Annotated in this window: 17 protein-coding genes and 1 riboswitch; of the genes, 9 read left to right on the forward strand and 8 right to left on the reverse strand. The window is 70.3% G+C overall.

What is annotated here, in order from left to right; genetic code table 11:
- Nucleotides 1-28: 28 nt before the first annotated feature.
- The 4 genes from ftsR (at nt 29) to GPZ80_RS33040 (ending at nt 2747) form a co-directional block, all read left to right on the forward strand.
- Nucleotides 29-685 carry a transcriptional regulator FtsR gene (gene ftsR / locus GPZ80_RS27805; protein WP_312880620.1) on the forward strand — a complete coding sequence of 219 codons (657 nt, stop codon included), beginning with the start codon at nt 29-31 and terminating at the stop codon, nt 683-685.
- Between the two features lie 151 nt (nt 686-836).
- The gene (locus GPZ80_RS27810; RefSeq protein WP_054046144.1) at nt 837-1310 is read left to right on the forward strand and encodes a bifunctional nuclease family protein; all 474 of its coding nucleotides are present in this window, start codon (nt 837-839) and stop codon (nt 1308-1310) included.
- Between the two features lie 197 nt (nt 1311-1507).
- Entirely contained in the window at nt 1508-2074 is a 567-nt protein-coding gene (locus GPZ80_RS27815) for a MerR family transcriptional regulator (protein WP_187224060.1), read from the forward strand.
- Nucleotides 2075-2087: 13 nt separating this feature from the next.
- Complete coding sequence (locus GPZ80_RS33040; protein ID WP_246477555.1) at nt 2088-2747, forward strand: hypothetical protein; 660 nt, start codon at nt 2088-2090, stop codon at nt 2745-2747.
- 4 nt (nt 2748-2751) lie between these two features.
- On the opposite strand, the gene GPZ80_RS27825 is transcribed toward GPZ80_RS33040, so the two are convergent.
- Complete coding sequence (locus GPZ80_RS27825) at nt 2752-3516, reverse strand: GNAT family N-acetyltransferase (protein ID WP_187224061.1); 765 nt, start codon at nt 3514-3516, stop codon at nt 2752-2754.
- Between the two features lie 79 nt (nt 3517-3595).
- Nucleotides 3596-3696: riboswitch (glycine riboswitch) on the forward strand.
- A 178-nt stretch (nt 3697-3874) separates the two neighbouring features.
- On the opposite strand from GPZ80_RS27825, the gene gcvP reads away from it, so the two are divergent.
- The 4 genes from gcvP (at nt 3875) to GPZ80_RS27845 (ending at nt 8988) form a co-directional block, all read left to right on the forward strand.
- Entirely contained in the window at nt 3875-6742 is a 2868-nt protein-coding gene (gene gcvP / locus GPZ80_RS27830; protein ID WP_187224062.1) for an aminomethyl-transferring glycine dehydrogenase, read from the forward strand.
- A gap of 114 nt (nt 6743-6856) precedes the next feature.
- Complete coding sequence (locus GPZ80_RS27835) at nt 6857-7291, forward strand: VOC family protein (protein ID WP_246477556.1); 435 nt, start codon at nt 6857-6859, stop codon at nt 7289-7291.
- Nucleotides 7292-7393: 102 nt separating this feature from the next.
- The gene (locus tag GPZ80_RS27840; RefSeq protein WP_187224063.1) at nt 7394-7801 is read left to right on the forward strand and encodes a YciI family protein; all 408 of its coding nucleotides are present in this window, start codon (nt 7394-7396) and stop codon (nt 7799-7801) included.
- Between the two features lie 5 nt (nt 7802-7806).
- Complete coding sequence (locus tag GPZ80_RS27845) at nt 7807-8988, forward strand: RNA polymerase sigma factor (protein ID WP_187224103.1); 1182 nt, start codon at nt 7807-7809, stop codon at nt 8986-8988.
- Here GPZ80_RS27845 and rnhA read toward each other — a convergent pair.
- Complete coding sequence (rnhA, locus tag GPZ80_RS27850; RefSeq protein ID WP_187224064.1) at nt 8962-9441, reverse strand: ribonuclease HI; 480 nt, start codon at nt 9439-9441, stop codon at nt 8962-8964. The two genes, GPZ80_RS27845 and rnhA, sit on opposite strands and share 27 nt — an antisense overlap.
- 85 nt (nt 9442-9526) lie before the next feature.
- Here rnhA and GPZ80_RS27855 point away from each other — a divergent pair, with 85 nt between their 5' ends.
- A complete protein-coding gene (locus GPZ80_RS27855) occupies nt 9527-10354 on the forward strand; it encodes an aldo/keto reductase (RefSeq protein ID WP_187224065.1) in 828 nt (275 codons plus the stop codon).
- Here GPZ80_RS27855 and GPZ80_RS27860 read toward each other — a convergent pair whose 3' ends face one another.
- From GPZ80_RS27860 to GPZ80_RS27885, 6 genes are all read right to left on the reverse strand, one after another.
- Complete coding sequence (locus tag GPZ80_RS27860) at nt 10355-10861, reverse strand: SecDF P1 head subdomain-containing protein (protein WP_187224066.1); 507 nt, start codon at nt 10859-10861, stop codon at nt 10355-10357.
- A gap of 67 nt (nt 10862-10928) precedes the next feature.
- Nucleotides 10929-12692 (reverse strand): substrate-binding domain-containing protein, encoded by a 1764-nt coding sequence (locus tag GPZ80_RS27865; RefSeq protein ID WP_187224067.1) that lies wholly within the window; start codon nt 12690-12692, stop codon nt 10929-10931.
- A 93-nt stretch (nt 12693-12785) separates the two neighbouring features.
- Nucleotides 12786-13664, reverse strand: a complete 879-nt coding sequence (locus GPZ80_RS27870; RefSeq protein WP_187224068.1) for a 3-methyladenine DNA glycosylase — start codon at nt 13662-13664, stop codon at nt 12786-12788.
- Nucleotide 13665: 1 nt separating this feature from the next.
- Complete coding sequence (locus GPZ80_RS27875) at nt 13666-14715, reverse strand: hemolysin family protein (RefSeq protein ID WP_187224069.1); 1050 nt, start codon at nt 14713-14715, stop codon at nt 13666-13668.
- Entirely contained in the window at nt 14712-16034 is a 1323-nt protein-coding gene (locus GPZ80_RS27880) for a hemolysin family protein (RefSeq protein WP_187224070.1), read from the reverse strand. The genes GPZ80_RS27875 and GPZ80_RS27880 overlap by 4 nt, the downstream gene beginning before the upstream one ends.
- 170 nt (nt 16035-16204) lie before the next feature.
- Complete coding sequence (locus GPZ80_RS27885) at nt 16205-16798, reverse strand: TetR/AcrR family transcriptional regulator (protein ID WP_187224071.1); 594 nt, start codon at nt 16796-16798, stop codon at nt 16205-16207.
- Nucleotides 16799-16923 lie beyond the last annotated feature (125 nt).

Below are 16923 nucleotides of genomic sequence, written 5' to 3' on the forward strand. Positions count from 1 at the left end.
CGCCAGTGACGGGTGGAACATCGGGGCGGTGCTGCAACGGCTCCGCCCCGAGTTCCCGGACGTGACGATCTCCAAGATCCGGTTTCTGGAAGCGGAAGGCCTCATCCGGCCGGACCGCTCGCCCGCCGGATACCGGCGCTTCACCGGCGACGACGTGGAGCGTCTGCGCTTCGTGTTGGCCGCGCAGCGCGATCACTACCTGCCGCTGCGCGTGATCAAAGACCAGTTGGAGCAGGCCGATCGTGGCGGCGCCGCCCGACCGCTGGCCATCGCCGTGGAACGGATCGATCCCGACGAGTTCGCCGCGGGCTCGGACACCCGGCTGACCAGGGACGATGTGCTGCGCCAAGCCGGGGTGACGGGGATGCTGCTCGACGATCTCGAGCAGTACGGACTCGTCGCGGCGGGCTCGGACGGTTTCTACGACGCCGACGCGGTCCAGATCGCCCGGCTCGCGGCAGGCCTGGCCGACTACGGGATCGAACCCCGGCACCTGCGCGCGTTCCGCGCGGCGGCCGACCGGGAGGTCGGTCTCATGGAGCAGGTGGTCGCGCCGATGTACCGCCAACGCGATCCCGCGGCGCGCGATCGCGCCGACAGCATCGCCCGCGAACTCGGGGCGTTGTCGGTCGGATTGCACTCATTGCTGGTCAAAGCGGGTCTGCGGCGTATCACGGGCCGGTAAAAGTGGCCTTGTGCAGGTAATCATTGTGATCTGATCACGATGAGATAGTCAGGCGTCCGAGCCGGATGGCGGGTAGCGTCGGAGTAGGCGATAAGCGATCCTCAGATGACGGGACGCCGGACGCCCCAGCGAGCGGAGGGAGGCGAGCCCGATGAGCGAGATGCGCGTCGTGGGAGTGCGGGTGGAGTTGCCCGCGAACCAGCCGATCTTGTTGCTGCGCGAGACCGAAGGTGAGAGGTATCTCCCGATCTGGATCGGCTCCGTGGAGGCGACCGCGATCGCCCTTGAGCAGCAGGGGGTGCGGCCCGCGCGGCCGCTCACCCATGACCTGCTCAAGGACGTGATCGGGGCGCTGGGTCGCGAGTTGGAACAGGTCCGGATCACCGATCTTCGCGAGGGCACGTTCTTCGCCGAACTCGTCTTCGACGGCGACGTCCGGGTCTCGGCCCGGCCGAGCGACTCCGTCGCATTGGCGTTGCGGGTCGGCGTGCCGATCCACGCTGAGGACTCAGTGCTGCAGGAAGCCGGATTGATCATTCCGGACGAGCAGGAGGACGAGGTCGAGAAGTTCCGAGAGTTCCTCGACTCCGTCTCGCCGGAAGATTTCCGCGGCGCCGACACCTGAGCAACCGGCGCGTCGCGTTCCCGCGCGTCGCGTTGACCAGTCCCCACGCCAGTCTTACCGTCAGGGATGAGCGAATCGCCGATGCGGCCGTGACCCACAGTCCGCACCGGCCGATACGCATGGCCGGCGGTTCCCCAGAGCGGAACGGGCGGTCTCGTTCGCCGGCCACATCGGTGGTCGGACGAGGGGAGGCAGGCGTGTTCGAGGAAGGTCCCGTCGGGGCTGATACCGGAGAGCAGGGCGAACTGTTCCCGGACGCCTCACTGCCCGACGAACTCGTCGGCTACCGGGGTCCTGCCGCGTGCCAGATCGCAGGCATCACGTATCGGCAGCTCGACTACTGGGCGCGCACTGACCTGGTGGTTCCCACGGTGCGCGGTGCGCACGGCTCCGGTTCGCAGCGGCTGTACTCGTTCAAGGACGTCCTGGTTCTCAAGGTCGTCAAGCGCCTGCTCGACACCGGCGTCTCCCTGCAGAACATCCGCGTGGCGGTCGACCACTTGCGACGGCACGGTGTGCGCGACCTGGCCCGCATCACCCTGTTCAGCGACGGCACCACGGTCTACGAGTGCACGTCCCCCGAAGAGGTCGTCGACCTGTTGCAGGGCGGACAGGGCGTGTTCGGTATCGCCGTCAGCGGCGCCATCCGAGAGATCACCGGTACGATTCACGAGTTCCCCGCCGAGCGCGCGGACGGCATCGAGATGCCGCACCAGTCGCAGGACGAGCTCACCCAGCGCCGGAAGGCGCGCAACGCCGGTTAGGTACCGACAGACAATGGGCTACCCCAACCCGCAGTTCCAGCAGCCTTTTCCGGCTGGTCCGCCGATGCAGGGCTGGGGTGGTGGTCCGGCAGGTCCGCCCAGCCGAGTGATGGCCTACGTGTCCGCCAGCCTGTTCGTGCTGTGTTCGGCGTTGAGCATCGTCATCGGGATCCTGACCGGCCAGGCTGCGCTCAAAGGCGGGTTCGACTACCCGGAGATCGCGATTTCGTCGATCGGCATCGCGTTCGGCAACGGAGACGCGTCCGCCGACTCCCGGCAGGCCCTCCTGTGGATCACCGCCGGGATCGGCGCGGCCGTGTTGGCGCTCGCGATCGCGATGTTCTTCCGGCTCGGTTTCGCGCGGTGGACGCTCGCCGGGCTTGGCGTAATGGTCTCGCTGTACTACGTGTTCGCGGTGATCAGGGTGATCAGCCTCGGCGGTGCGAGCCGCATGGCCTTCCTGGTGATCGTGCTGTTGGTGTGGCTGGCGGCCACGGTCATCGTCATGCTTCCGCCCGTCGGCCACGGCATGCGCGGATACAAGCCGCCGCCCGCGTTCGCCCAGCAGGCACCGGGCTACGGCTACCCGCAGCAGCCCGGTTACCCCCAGCAGCCTGGATTTGCCCCGCAGCAGCCGGGCTATCCGCCGCAGCAGCCGGGCGGCTGGCAGTAGCCGTTCACCCGGCCATGAATGGCCTGGTCGAGGTTAGGCGGGTGAAGCCGATGCGGGTCAGGATCGGCTCGCTCGTCGGTAGCGCGTCCACCTGCAGATAACGCACTCCCCGAGCCTGGGCTCGGCGGGCGCGGTGGCTGACCAGCGCTTTGTAGATGCCCTTGCCGCGCCACGCCTCCAGGGTGCCGCCACCCCAGAGCCCCGCGAACTCGGTGCCCGGGTAGTAGTCGGTTCGCGCGGCGCTCACCGGGGTGTCACCGGCGACCGCGAGTACCACGTCCAAGGTCTCCGGGGCTTCGGCGAGCACGGCCAGCAGCCGCTCACGCAGGCCGCGGTGGCACTGGCCGAACACCTCGTCGTGCACGTCGGTGGCCGCGATGATGCCTTCCTCGTCGGTCACGTCGACCAGTTCGACCCCGGCGGGCGGGGCGAAGTCCGGGACCTCGGCGGCCTCGGCCACCATCACCGCCTCCAGATCCCCCTGGCGCAGGCCCGCCGCGCGTAGGTGGTCGGGCAGGTCGGCGGGGAGGTCGTGGGTGTAGTACTTCCACTCGTAGCCGCCGCGGAAGTTCCGGGACTCGGCGGCGATCTCGGCGCCCGCCGTCGAGGAGTCCAGGTCGCTCCACACCACACCGGTCCAGCTGTGCGGCTGGTCGCTGACGTGTCGGACGAGCCGGGCCGTCCGCTCGATCCTGGTGGCTGAGTCACCGGGCGGAAGTTCACGCCTGAGTTGTCGATCGAACGCGGAGAGTGCCGACGAGGTGTCCATTCGGACAGTGGACCCCGCATTGAGCACTCTGGGCAAACGAGTTTGGATACCCACCGTCTAGACTTCACGGTGTCGTCGCTGATCCCACGCGGGAGAGCTCGAGCGGTCAACCGGCCGTGTCGACGCCGAAGGAGCAAATCCTCCCCGGAACCTCTCAGGCACAAGGACCGCGTGGGCGAGACGCCTCTGGAAAGCGGGCATCCCAGGCACCCCTGGGAAGCCCCGCCGAAGGTGCAAGTCCGGCAGTTCGGACGAAGCTCTCAGGCGCTCGGGTTCACGGGCACGGACAGAGGGGGAGGGCCAAGCGGGCAACCACCCGCTCAGGCCCGACCCCTTGTATCGCCGGAGGAGCTGCACCATGACTCGGATCCCCCTCGCCGCGCTCGAGCACGGCACCCTGTTCGCCGACCGGCACGTCGGTCCCCGCCCCGCTGAGCTGGCGAAGATCCTCGACGTCATCGGGGTCGGATCGCTTGAGGAACTCGCCCAGCGCGCGGTGCCGGAGTCGATCCGCGAGCGCGACATGGGCCTTGAGCTTCCGCCGCCGGCGACCGAGGTCGGCTCGCTGGCCGAGCTGCGTGAACTGGCCTCCCGCAACCGCACCCTCACCCAGATGATCGGCCTGGGCTACTACGGCACCGTGACACCGCCGGTGATCCGCCGCAACGTGCTGGAAAGCCCGGCCTGGTACACCGCCTACACGCCGTACCAGCCGGAGATCTCCCAGGGCAGGCTCGAAGCCCTCCTCAACTTCCAGACCATGGTCGCCGACCTGTCCGGCCTGCCGACGGCGAACGCGTCGATGCTCGACGAGTCCACCGCGGCCGCCGAGGCGATGACCCTGGTGCGCCGCGCGGGCAAGTCGAAGTCGGCCCGGTTCGTCGTCGACGCCGACACGTTCCCGCAGACCATCGCCGTCATCGAGACCCGCGCGGAGCCCCTCGGCATCGAGGTCGTGGTGTCCGACCTGGCCGACGGGCTGCCCGAGGGTGACTTCTTCGGTGTGCTGCTGTCCTACCCGGGTGCCAGCGGCGCGGTCCGCGACCACGAAGCCCTGATCGCCGAGGCCCACGAGCGCGGCGCGAAGGTCGCGGTCGCCGCCGACCTGCTCTCACTGACCGTGCTCCGCGCGCCCGGTGAGATCGGCGCGGACGTCGTCGTCGGCACCACACAGCGCTTCGGTGTGCCGATGGGCTTCGGCGGCCCGCACGCCGGGTACATGGCCGTCCACGCCGGACTGGAGCGCCAGCTGCCGGGCAGGCTGGTGGGCGTGTCCACCGACGCCGACGGCAACCTGGCCTATCGGCTCGCGCTGCAGACCCGCGAGCAGCACATCCGCCGCGAGAAGGCCACGTCGAACATCTGCACCGCGCAGGTGCTGCTCGCCGTCGTCGCCTCGATGTACGCCGTCTACCACGGCCCGGACGGCCTCAAGGCCATCGCGACCCGCGCGCACCGCATGGCCGCGGTGCTGGCCGCGGGCCTGCGCGCCGGTGGCGTGGACGTCGTGACCGACTCGTTCTTCGACACCGTGCGGGTCCGTGTTCCCGGCAACGCCGCGGACATCGTCGCCGCGGCTCGCGACCTGGGCGTCAACCTGCGCCTCGTCGACGCCGACCACGTCGGCGTCGCGTGCGACGAGACCACCTCGCGCGACACGCTCGCACTGGTGTGGCAGGCGTTCGGCGTGACCGCCGACGCCGACGCGCTCGACCTCGACACCGACGACGCCATCCCGGCCGAGCTGGTGCGGACCTCGGAGTACCTGACGCACCCGGTGTTCAGCACCCACCGCTCCGAGACCGCGCTGCTGCGCTACCTGCGGTCGCTGTCGGACAAGGACGTCGCGCTCGACCGCAGCATGATCCCGCTGGGCTCGTGCACGATGAAGCTCAACGCGACCGCGGAGATGGAGCCGATCACCTGGCCCGCCTTCGCCGACCTGCACCCGTTCGCCCCGGCCGAGGACGCCGCGGGCATCCTCCAGGTGATCAAGGACCTGGAGACCTGGCTCGCGCAGCTCACCGGCTATGACGCGGTCAGCCTGCAGCCCAACGCGGGTAGCCAGGGAGAGTTCGCGGGCCTGCTGGCGATCCGCGCGTACCACCGCTCCCAGGGCCACGGTGAGCGCGACGTCTGCCTGATCCCGTCGAGCGCGCACGGCACCAACGCGGCCAGCGCGGTCATGGCGGGCATGCGCGTCGCCGTCGTCAAGTGCGACGACTCGGGCAACATCGACATGGACCACCTGCGGGCCAGCGTCGCCGAGCACGCCGACGACCTCGCCGCGGTCATGATCACCTACCCGTCCACCCACGGGGTCTACGAGGACACCGTGCGCGAGGTGTGCGCCCTGGTGCACGACGCGGGCGGCCAGGTCTATGTGGACGGTGCGAACCTCAACGCGCTCATCGGCCTCGCCCGGTACGGCAAGTTCGGCTCGGACGTCTCGCACCTGAACCTGCACAAGACGTTCTGCATCCCGCACGGCGGCGGCGGCCCCGGCGTCGGCCCGATCGGCGTGCGTTCGCACCTCGCGCAGTTCCTGCCGAACCACCCGCTGCAGCCGCTCGCGGGCCCGGCCACCGGCGTCGGCCCGATCAGCGCCGCCCCGTGGGGCAGCGCGTCGATTCTGCCGATCTCGTGGGCCTACGTCCGCATGATGGGCGCCGACGGCCTGCGCCGGGCCACCCTGACCGCGGTCGCCGCGGCCAACTACGTCGCCCGCAGGCTCGACGAGCACTTCCCGGTGCTCTACACCGGCGAGGGCGGCTTCGTCGCCCACGAGTGCATCCTCGACCTGCGCCCGATGACCAAGGCCACCGGCGTCACGGTCGACGACGTGGCCAAGCGGCTCGCCGACTACGGCCTGCATGCCCCGACCATGTCTTTCCCGGTCGCGGGCACGTTGATGGTGGAGCCGACGGAGTCCGAGGACCTCGCCGAGATCGACCGCTTCTGCGACGCCATGATCGCCATCAAGGGCGAGGTCGACCGGGTCGCGGCGGGGGACTGGCCGCTGGAGGACAACCCGCTGCGCAACGCCCCGCACACAGCCGCGTCGATCGCGGGCAAGTGGGACCACCCGTACACGCGGGAGGAAGCGGTCTACCCGGCAGGCGTCAGCGCCACCAAGATCTGGCCCCCGGTGCGCCGCATCGATGGCGCCAAGGGCGACCGCAACCTGGTCTGCTCCTGCCCGCCGCTGGACGCCTACCAGAGCTGATCGCCTCGGGACGGGCCCCGCCGATAACCTTCGGCGGGGCCCGTTTCCATTGGCTGGTCATGCCAGGGGACACCAGCGTCACGGCGGGCGACGCGACAAGCGGAGGAGCCCACCATGATCAAGCGGATGGACAACGTCGGCGTTGTCGTCGACGACCTCGACGCCGCCACCGCGTTCTTCGTCGAACTCGGCATGGAGGTGGAGGGCAAGGGGCCCGCCGAGGGCGAGTGGGTGGACAAGTGCGTCGGGCTCGACGGTGTCCGGGTCGACGTTGTGATGATGCGGACCCCGGACGGCCACGGCCGCCTTGAGCTGACCCGGTTCCGCTCGCCCGAGGTGCTCGGCGGTGAGCCGAACGCACCGGCGAACACACTGGGCCTGCGTCGCATCATGTTCGCCGTCGACGACATCGACGACACCGTCGCCCGCCTGCGTGCCCACGGCGCCGAATTGGTGGGCGAGGTGACGCAGTACGAGGACAGCTATCGGCTCTGCTACCTGCGCGGTCCCGCGGGCATCATCGTCTCGCTGGGCGAACAGCTCGGTTGAGAAATTTCCGAAATTACCCGCGGTGGGATGTCGAGAACCCGTGCGCGGCTCCGTCCCCGGGGTGAACAGGCCACAAGGGCCGCACTTCACAAGGAGATCAAGATGGCCAAGTACCTGCTGCTGAAGCACTACCGGGGCGCGCCCGCATCGGTCAACGACGTGCCGATGGACCAGTGGACGCCGGAGGAGGTCTCGGCGCACATGCGGTACATGAACGACTTCGCCGCCAAGCTCGAGGGCACCGGCGAGTTCGTCGACAGCCAGGCGCTTTCCCCGCAGGGCACATTCGTCCGCTCCGACGGCGAGGGCCGCCCGCCGATCACCGACGGTCCGTTCGCGGAGACCAAGGACCTGATCGCGGGCTGGATGGTGATCGACGTCGAGACCTATGAGCGCGCGCTGGAGCTGGCGGGCGAGTTGTCCGCGGCCCCGGGCGCCGGTGGCAAGCCGATCCACGAGTGGTTGGAGGTGCGCCCGTTCTACGGCGTGTGCCCGACCACCACGGAGTGACGACTGTGGACGAGGCCCTGCTGCGGGCGCTCACCCCCAGCGTGATCGGCGTCCTCGTCCGCCGCGGAGCTGACTTCGCGGCGGCCGAGGACGCCGTGCAGGACGCCCTGATCGAGGCCCTCCGGGTGTGGCCGCGGGACGCGCCTGCGGACCCCAAGGGCTGGCTGGTCACCGTGGCCTGGCGCAAGTTCCTCGACGCCGTCCGCGCCGACACCTCCCGGCGCGACCGCGAGGCGCGCGTCGAGGAGGAACCGGTGTCCGGCCCGGGCGAGGCGGTGGACGACACGCTGCAGCTGTACTTCCTGTGCGCGCACCCGTCGCTGACCCCGGCGTCGGCCGTCGCGCTCACGCTGCGCGCGGTCGGTGGCCTGACCACGCGGCAGATCGCGCAGGCCTACCTGGTGCCGGAGGCGACCATGGCCCAGCGGATCAGCCGGGCCAAGCGGACCGTCTCGGCGGTGCGGTTCAACCAGCCCGGCGACGTCGCCACCGTGCTGCGGGTGCTCTACCTGGTGTTCAACGAGGGTTACTCCGGCGACGTCGACCTCGCCGCGGAGGCGATCCGGCTCACCCGCCAGCTGGCCGCCAGGATCAACCACGAGGAGGTCGCGGGCCTGCTCGCGCTCATGCTGCTGCACCACGCCCGCCGCCCGGCGCGGACCGACGCCGAGGGCAGGCTCGTGCCCTTGGCGGAGCAGGACCGCGGCCGGTGGGACACCCGCCTGATCGTTGAGGGCGTCGACATCCTCCAGGCTGCCCTGGCCCGCGACCGCCTGGGCGAGTTCCAGACGCAGGCCGCCATCGCCGCGCTCCACGCCGACGCCCGGACGGCGCAGGAGACCGATTGGGTGCAGATCGTCGAGTGGTACGACGAACTGGTGCGCCTCACCGGCAGCCCGGTGGCCCGCCTCAACCGGGCCGTCGCGGTCGGCGAGGCCGACGGCCCGCGGGCGGGCCTGGCCGCCTTGGCGGAACTCGACCCCGACCTGCCGCGCCACACCGCCGTCGCGGCGTACCTGCAAGAGCGCGACGGTGACCTGGCGACCGCGGCGAGGCTCTATGCTCAGGCCGCGCGGTCGGCGTCCAGCCTGCCCGAACGCGACCACCTCACCCGCCAGGCCGCACGGCTCAACGCGCGGCTGCGGGACCCCGGCGGGTTCTCAGACTCGCTTGCGTCCGACGGGTAGTTCCAGGCCCGCCACCAGCAAGGCGTCGTGCAGGCCCGCCAGCGCCAGGCGGTCGGCGCGTTCGTTGTCGGGGTGGCCGTTGTGGCCCTTGACCCAGTGCCACTCGATGTCGTGGCGGGCGGCGGCGAGGTCGAGGCGGCGCCAGAGGTCCTCGTTGGCCACGGGCTTCTTGGCGCTCGTCATCCAGCCGTTGGACTTCCAGGTGGTGACCCACTTGGTGATGCCGTTGCGGACGTAGGTGCTGTCGGTGAACAGGTTCACCTTGGCCGCCCGGGTCAGCGTCTCCAACGCCTGGATGGGTGCCATCAGCTCCATCCGGTTGTTGGTCGTCTCACCGACGTCGCCGCCGCGCAGTTCGCGTTCGTGGCCGCCGTAGCGCAGGACCGCGCCCCAGCCGCCCGGGCCGGGATTGGGGATGCAGGCGCCATCGGTGTAGATCTCGACCACGGTCATTGGCGCGATCCTAGCGGCGGGAATATGTGGGCCCTCCGGGAGTTGGCACCTGGTGGAGAACATCCACACAGGAGGAAACCGCCGCATGCCGACCAACCCCGACATCTCGCTGAACGACGGCACCACCATCCCGCAACTCGGGTTCGGTGTGTTCCAGGTGCCCGACGACGAGGTCCGCGCGGTCGTGGCCGAAGCCGTCGAGGCCGGGTACCGCAGCTTCGACACCGCCGCCTACTACCGCAACGAGGTGGGCACCGGCCGGGCGCTGGCCGAGTCCGGGCTGCCGCGCGAGGAGCTGTACGTCACGACCAAGGTCTGGAACGACCGACAGGGCTACGACGAGGCGCTGCGGGCGTTCGACGAGAGCCTGGCGAACCTGGGGCTCGACTACATCGACCTGTTCCTGATCCACTGGCCCGCGCCCGGCGCCGACAAGTACGTCGACACCTGGCGGGCCCTGGAGAAGATCAAGGAAGACGGCCGCGTCCGGTCGATCGGCGTGTCCAACTTCCATGTCCCGCACCTGGAGCGTCTCTTCGCCGAGACCGGCACGGTGCCCGCGCTCAACCAGATCGAGCTGCACCCGAACCTGCCTCAGGCCGAACTTCGCGCGTTCCACGCCAAGCACGGCATCGCCACCGAGGCGTGGAGCCCACTGGGCCAAGGTGTGGTGCTCAAGGACCCGACCGTGGTCGCGATCGCCGACCGGCTGGGCCGCTCCGCCGCCCAGGTCGTCCTGCGTTGGCACCTGGACCTGGGCAATGTCGTCATCCCGAAGTCGGTCACCCCGCAACGGATCCGCGCCAACTTCGACGTGTTCGACTTCGAGCTCACCACCGAGGACCACAAGGCACTCGACGCGCTGGACAACGGCGTGCGCACCGGTCCCGACCCGGAGAAGTTCTGGGCGTGATCACTTCCCGGTGATGGCGCGCCCCAGCTCTCGAATCTCCTTCTGGGTGAACCGACCGGCGATCTGGAGCGTGCCACCGGTGATCGCGGACATGATCTTCGGCGCGGAGACCACCTCACCGTCCACCACGATGGCGAGTTGTTCGCCCACGTGCTCGCCGGTCCACTTCGCGAAGATCGCGGCGGTGTCCTCGGGCAGCTCGATGGTGAGCACCCAACCGGAGTCGGTCTGCTCCGTCGCGACGTTCTCGAACCGCTTGAAGTCGCCGATGGACGGGCCGAGGCGGTAGGTCGAGCCGTCCTCGCCGGTCAGCACGTCAGGGGCGGCAGGCGCGGGGGTCTGGGCGGGCGGGTCGACCGCGAGCACCGGCCGCATCTCCACCGCGACCTTGACGTCGACCGGCCCGCTGCCCGCCTGCGTGGTCCGCGGTGGCGGGGTCGGGGCCGACTCCGTGCCGCACGCGGTGAGGGCGAGCAGCAGACCGGCGAGGATGATCAGCTTGGGCATGATCGGATCCTATGATGTCCTACCTGGCCGGGCGGGGTTCGTTGCTGGGTGCCTGTTCGGGTGGTGGTCAGTCTCGCCGGGCCGCGAGCTGGCCCAACGCCGCCTGAAGGCCGCGTGCGCTGGACAGCGTCGAAACAGTCCCGCCGGTGAGCTTGGCGATGTCGCGCAACGCGGCCCGGTTCTGGTTGGTTCCCAACGTGATCACGCTGACCGCGACCGGCTTCTTGGTGCTGCCGAGCGCCTTGATCGCCGCGGTCAGCTCAGTCAACGTCATCGAGCCCTCGCTGCCGCCATCGGTGATCACGACGATCTCGTTGCGCTTGCCCACCACATAGCCGCTGACCGCCGACCGATAAGCCGCGGCGACGCTCTCGTGCAGGTGAGTCGCCCCGGTGGGCGCCAGGGTGTCGACCGCCTGGTGCAGGGGAGCCCGGGTGTCGCCGATCGGGCCGGTCGCCACCAACTGTTGGTAGGGCCTGCCGCGGTCCAGCGCCTGGGAGAACCGCCAAAGTCCCAACGAACCGGACACCGTGTAGTTCGCGTACCCGTGCAGCGCCTCCTGCACCCACTGCATCCGCGTGCGGCCGTCGCCGTTGTCGTCGCCCATCGACTTCGACACGTCCACCAGCATGGTCACGATGCGCCCGCCCTCCGCGGCCGCGGCCCACGTGGCGGCGAGTTGCTGGGTGGTGCGCGGGTTCGCCGGGGCGGTGGCGGGCGGAAGGTCCGGCCAGGTGATGCCGAGGGTGCTGGGCGGGCGCTCCCGCGACGCCGTCCGCAGGCCCGCGCGGCCCAGCGACCGCTGTTGGTCCGGTTCGAGCAAAAACTGGCGAAACCGGTCGGCGGCGTTCGCCAGGGCGGCGTCGATGCCCGCGAGGCGGACGAAGGGGAAGTCGGCGGTCGGGATCGGGCCGTCGGGCATGACCTCGAACAGCGGACGCCTGGCCGGGGGACCGCCGTCGATGGCGAGGTTGCGCCGGTGCAGGTCGACCTCCAACACCGGCACCGCGCTGAACGGCGCGGTCGTCATCGACTCCGCCGCGCCCAGGCTGATCAGGGCTTCGCGGGTCGTCTCCGGGACACCGGTCGGCTGGCCCGCGGTCAGCTTGCCGATCGCGTCGGCGACCTCCGGGCGTTCGAGGACGTCGTGGGTCAGCGGGCTCTGCTTGCCGACCCCGGACAGCACCGCCTGCACCGCCAGCCCGGTGGCGGGGTTCGCCGCGGGCTGCGGCAGCGCGACGATCAGCCTGCCCCAGCCGGACTGGCCGAACCGCGACCAGCCGCTCGGGTCGGGGATCAGGGCGGCGACGTCGGCCCAGGTGAACGTCACCGTGTCGGTGAGTGCCTTCGACGCTGGTTCCGGCGTCGCCAGCACCACCGGGCTGCTCGCGACCGTGTCCGGCGCCGAGCCGAGCAGGGCGTCGTCGACGGCGCTGAGCCGGTCGGTCCAGAACGAGGACTCCGGCAGCCAGGCGTGCGGCCGGTCGCCGAGTTCACGGACGTTCCACTCGCCGGTGAGCCCGGTGAGGATCGGACCGGACTCGGTCGCCGCGATCGTGACCTTGACGCAGAAATCGTCGACCACCACCCCGGCGGCGTTCCACCGCCCGGCGATCTCGCGCAGCGGCTCTTCGACACTCGGCGCGACGGTGACCTTGAGCGTCGTCGGCCCATGTGGACACTCGCGGCCCCGCTCGGCGGCCCGCTCGTCGGCGACATAGCGCAGCCAGGTGGCGCCCAGCCACAGGGCGATCATGAGCAGGACCAAGCCCAGGACGAGAACCGACCGCCGCAGCGCGCTGCGACGGCCGACCACACGTTGTCGAGGCATGCCTACCCTTTCGTGCGCTCGCGAACAGAGATGCTGTCCGTAGTCGGCGCCCGGCAGAGGCACTCTATTAGGTGAAGTGCGTGCGTCAAGGGTCTAACTGTGAGTAGAACTCTCCAGTAGAAGGTCGCACAGCGCGATCAGCCTGTGGCGCAACGGTTCCGCGCGGCGGACGAACTCCGCCTGCCTGCGCGCGTACTCGGCGCGGCCACGCTCGGTCTCGATCCGCACCGGCTCGTAGCCCAGCGGGGACAGGTCGTACGGGCTTGCCCGCATGTCCAGTTCGCGCACGTCGGACGCCAGTTCGAAGCAGTCGGCCAGCAGGTCCGACGGCGTGTACGGATCGAGCTTGTACGCCCATTTGAACAAGTCCATCGTCGCGTGCAGACAGCCCGGCTGCTCCATCGCGATCTGCCGGTCCCGGCTGGGTTCCAGGGTATTGCGGGGGCGCGCGGGCTCGGTGAAGAACCGGAAGGCGTCGAAGTGGCTGCACTTGATCGTCTGAGTTTCGACGACCTCGTCGGTGCCCGCCGCGCCGAGCCGCAGCGGCCAGTCGACGTGTCGGATCTCCGTCTCCGGCAGCCGGTAGACCATCGCCCACTCGTGCAGCCCGAAGCAGCCCAGCCGCGGCGGCCGGGACGCGGTGGCGGCCACCAGGTCCCGGATGAACCGGGCGCTGCGCCGCCGCGATTGCGGCAGCGCCGCGAGGTCGACGGTGACGCCCGCGTCGGTGGCGGTGTAGGTGGGCCAGCGCAGGTAGGCCCGCGCCGATTCGCCCGCCAATACCACGCCCGCACCCGGGTGCCACCGCTCCAGGTGCGCGGGCCGGTGCGAGTAGTACGTGAACAGGAAGTCCAGCACCGGGTGCTTCTCGCCGCGCGCCCGCCGCGCCTGGTGTGGCTCGGTCCACGCGCGCATCCGCTCGGCGTGCGCGTCGCGCCGGGCGTGCCAGTCGATCTCCTCGAGGACGGTCATCTCAGCCACCGTTGGCGATGTGCGTCCCGTCCCGCACGGTGCCCACGTACTCCTCGACCAGGTCCTCCAGCGCGACCACGCCGAGCACGGTGCGGTCCGGGGCGACCGCGGTCGCCAGGTGGCTGTGCGCCCGGCGCAGCGCGCTGAGCGCCTCGTCGACCCGCGAGTCGGCGGGCAGCTGCGGCAGCCCGCGCACCCGCGACGCGGGCAGCCGGGTCGCCGGGTCGGCGTCGACCTGGTCGAGCACGTCCTTGACGTGCACGTAGCCGGTGATCGACCCGTCGGACATCCGCACCGGGAACCGCGAGTAGCCGGTCTCGGCGACCGCGCGCTCGATGTCGCCGAGGGTCGGCGGCGAGGGCACGGTCTTGAGCTGTGCCAGCGGCACCATCACGTCGGCGACGGTCCGCTCCGCCGAGGACAGCGTCTGGGTGAGCCGCCGGTGCTCGGAGTCGTCGAGCAGACCCTCGCGCCGGGACTCCGAGATCAGGTTCGCCAGCTCGTCGGGGGTGTAGGCGTTCTCCATCTCGTCGCGTGGCTCGACCTTGAACCGCTTGAGCACGAACGTCGACGCCACCGTGAACAGCGCCAGCACCGGCCGCACCAGCTTGCAGAACGCGTAGTGCACCGGGACCAGCGCCATCGCCACGCCCTCCGGGCCCGCGATGGCGAGGTTCTTCGGCACCATCTCGCCGATCACCGTGTGCAGCGTGACCACGATGCCCAGGGCGATCGCGAAAGCGACACCGTGCAGGACCGCGGGCGGAATGTCGAGCGAGTGGAACGGGCGCTCCAGCAGGCTCGCGATCACCGGCTCGGACAGCGCGCCCAACCCCAGCGAGCACACCGTGATCCCCAGCTGCGCGCCCGCGATGAGCAGCGGCAGCTGCTGGCCCGCCTCGATCGCCACGGCCGCGCGGTGCTTGCCCTCACGGGCCAGCGCCTCGAGCCGGTCGCGTCGGGCGGTGATGATCGCGAACTCGGCGCCGACGAAGAAACCGTTGCCCAGCAACAGGAGAATGGTCGTGAACAGGGCGAGGACGTCGGTCATGCGGTCACCTCGTGGACCTTGGCGACCCGCAGCTCGGCGATGCGGTGGCGGTCCATCCGCATCACCGTGATGAGCCAGCCGTCATAGCGCAGCTCGTCGTTCACCGAGGGAATCCTTCCAAGGCGGTTGAGGACGAACCCCGCCACCGTTTCGTAGTCGCCCGCGGGCATCCGGAACCCGGTCGCCTCGGCCAGTTCGTCGTCGCGCAGCAGCCCGGACACCATCCAGCTGTCCTTGCCCAGCGGGCGGACCGGGTTGACCTCGCCGCGGTCGTGCTCGTCGCGCACGTCGCCGACGATCTCCTCGATCAGGTCCTCCAGGGTGACCAGGCCCGCCGTGCCGCCGTACTCGTCGACGACCACCGCGACCTGCAGCCCGGAGCCGCGCAGTCGGTCGAGCAGGACGTCGCCGTCGAGCGTCTCCGGGACCGTGGGCACCGGACGCGCCAGGGACGCCGCCTTCGTCGTCGCACGCATCGCGTGAGGGACGCCGAAGACCTGCTTGACGTGCACCACGCCGCGGATCTCGTCGAGATCGCCGCCGTGCACCGGGAACCGTGAGAACCCGGTCGCGCGCGCGAGCGCGATCAAGTCGAGCACCGTCGCGTCCGCGCGCAGCGCCTGCACCTGCACACGCGGGGTCATCAGCTCGTCGGCCGTGCGGTCGCCGAAGCGCAGCGACCGGCTCAACAGCGCGGCGGTGCCGGTGTCGAGCATCCCCTTGGCCTCACTGGAGCGGACCAGGCCGCCCAGCTCGTCGGGGGAGCGGGCCGACCGCAGTTCTTCCTGGGGCTCGACGCCGAGGCGGCGTACCACCCAGTTCGCCGCGCCGTTGAGGGCGGTGATCAGCCACCGCAGCGCCGCGGAGAACACGGCCTGCGGACCGGCGACGGCGCGCGCGGTCGCCAGCGGGCGGGCGATGGCGAGGTTCTTCGGGACCAGCTCGCCGAACACCATCGACAGCGAGGTCGCCACGACCAGCGCGATCGTGATCGCCACCGCGTCGGCCGCGCTCTTGGGCAGGCCGATCAGCGCTAGCAGCGGCTCGATCAGCTGCGCGAGGGCGGGCTCGGCGATGTAGCCGGTGATCAGCGTGGTGATCGTGATGCCCAGCTGCGCGCCGGAGAGCTGGAACGACAGGGTCCGGTGGGCCTTCTGGATGGCCAGCGCCCGCCGGTCGCCGACTTGCTCGGCGTGGTGGTCGACCTGGCTGCGTTCCAGGGTCGTGAGGGAGAACTCGGCGGCGACGAAGAGCGCCGTTCCGAGAGTGAGCGCGAAAACGGCCAGCAGGCCGAGGACGCTGATCAGGGGACCGGTCACCGGGCATCACACCCGGATACCGGGCCGGTATGGTCGCCGGGACTCTCTCCCGGCCCGCTACTGCGGCCCGGTGATTGTGCTTCACGCACGGGAAACGGTCACTCCTTGAGAAATAGAATCTGCTGGTAGCCCATTCTAGGGAATCCAGACGGGTTTTCGCTCGACCGGCGTCAGGTGGTCCGGCGGTGTCGGCGGACGGTCTCCTCGACGAGGTCGAGGACCGGATCGAGGTCGTCGGCGGGCAGGCCCATCGCCAAGTGTGAGACCAGACCTTCGAGGACCAGTTCGAGGAACGCGGTCAGCACGGTCACGTCGACGTCGTCACGCAGGTTGCCTGCCTGGCGCTGGCGCAGCAGGCGCTCGCGGGTGGCGATGGTGAGCTGCTCGGAGCGCTCCGCCCAGCGGGCCCGGAACTCCGGGTCGGTCCGCAGCCTGCGCGAGACCTCCAGCCGGGTGCCCAGCCAGTCGGCCGGGCTGTCGCCGTCGCCGCCCGCGGGGGTGGAAAGCAGCTCACGCATGACCTGGACGAGGCCCTGCTGGGCGACGACCTCGGTCATCCGCAGCACGTCGTCCTCGGCCAGGGCGAGGAAAAGCGACTCCTTGTCGCGGAAGTGGTGGAAGATCGCGCCACGCGACAACCCGGTAGCCTCTTCGAGGCGGCGCACGGTCGCACCCTCGTACCCGTGGCGCGCGAAGCAGGACCGCGCCCCGTCGAGGATCTGACGGCGGCGCGCGTCGAGGTGGTCTTGGCTCACGCGGGGCACCCGACGATCGTGTCAGTCGAACCCGCAGGAAGCAATCCGTACGTACGTATTGGGTATCACGTCGCCCTCGTGCCCCCGCACTTTGAGATCATGCGGCTGTCGGTGCCCCCGTGTAGCGTCGATTT

The organism is Actinokineospora xionganensis, assembly GCF_014323725.1.
Taxonomy (GTDB): domain Bacteria; phylum Actinomycetota; class Actinomycetes; order Mycobacteriales; family Pseudonocardiaceae; genus Actinokineospora; species Actinokineospora xionganensis.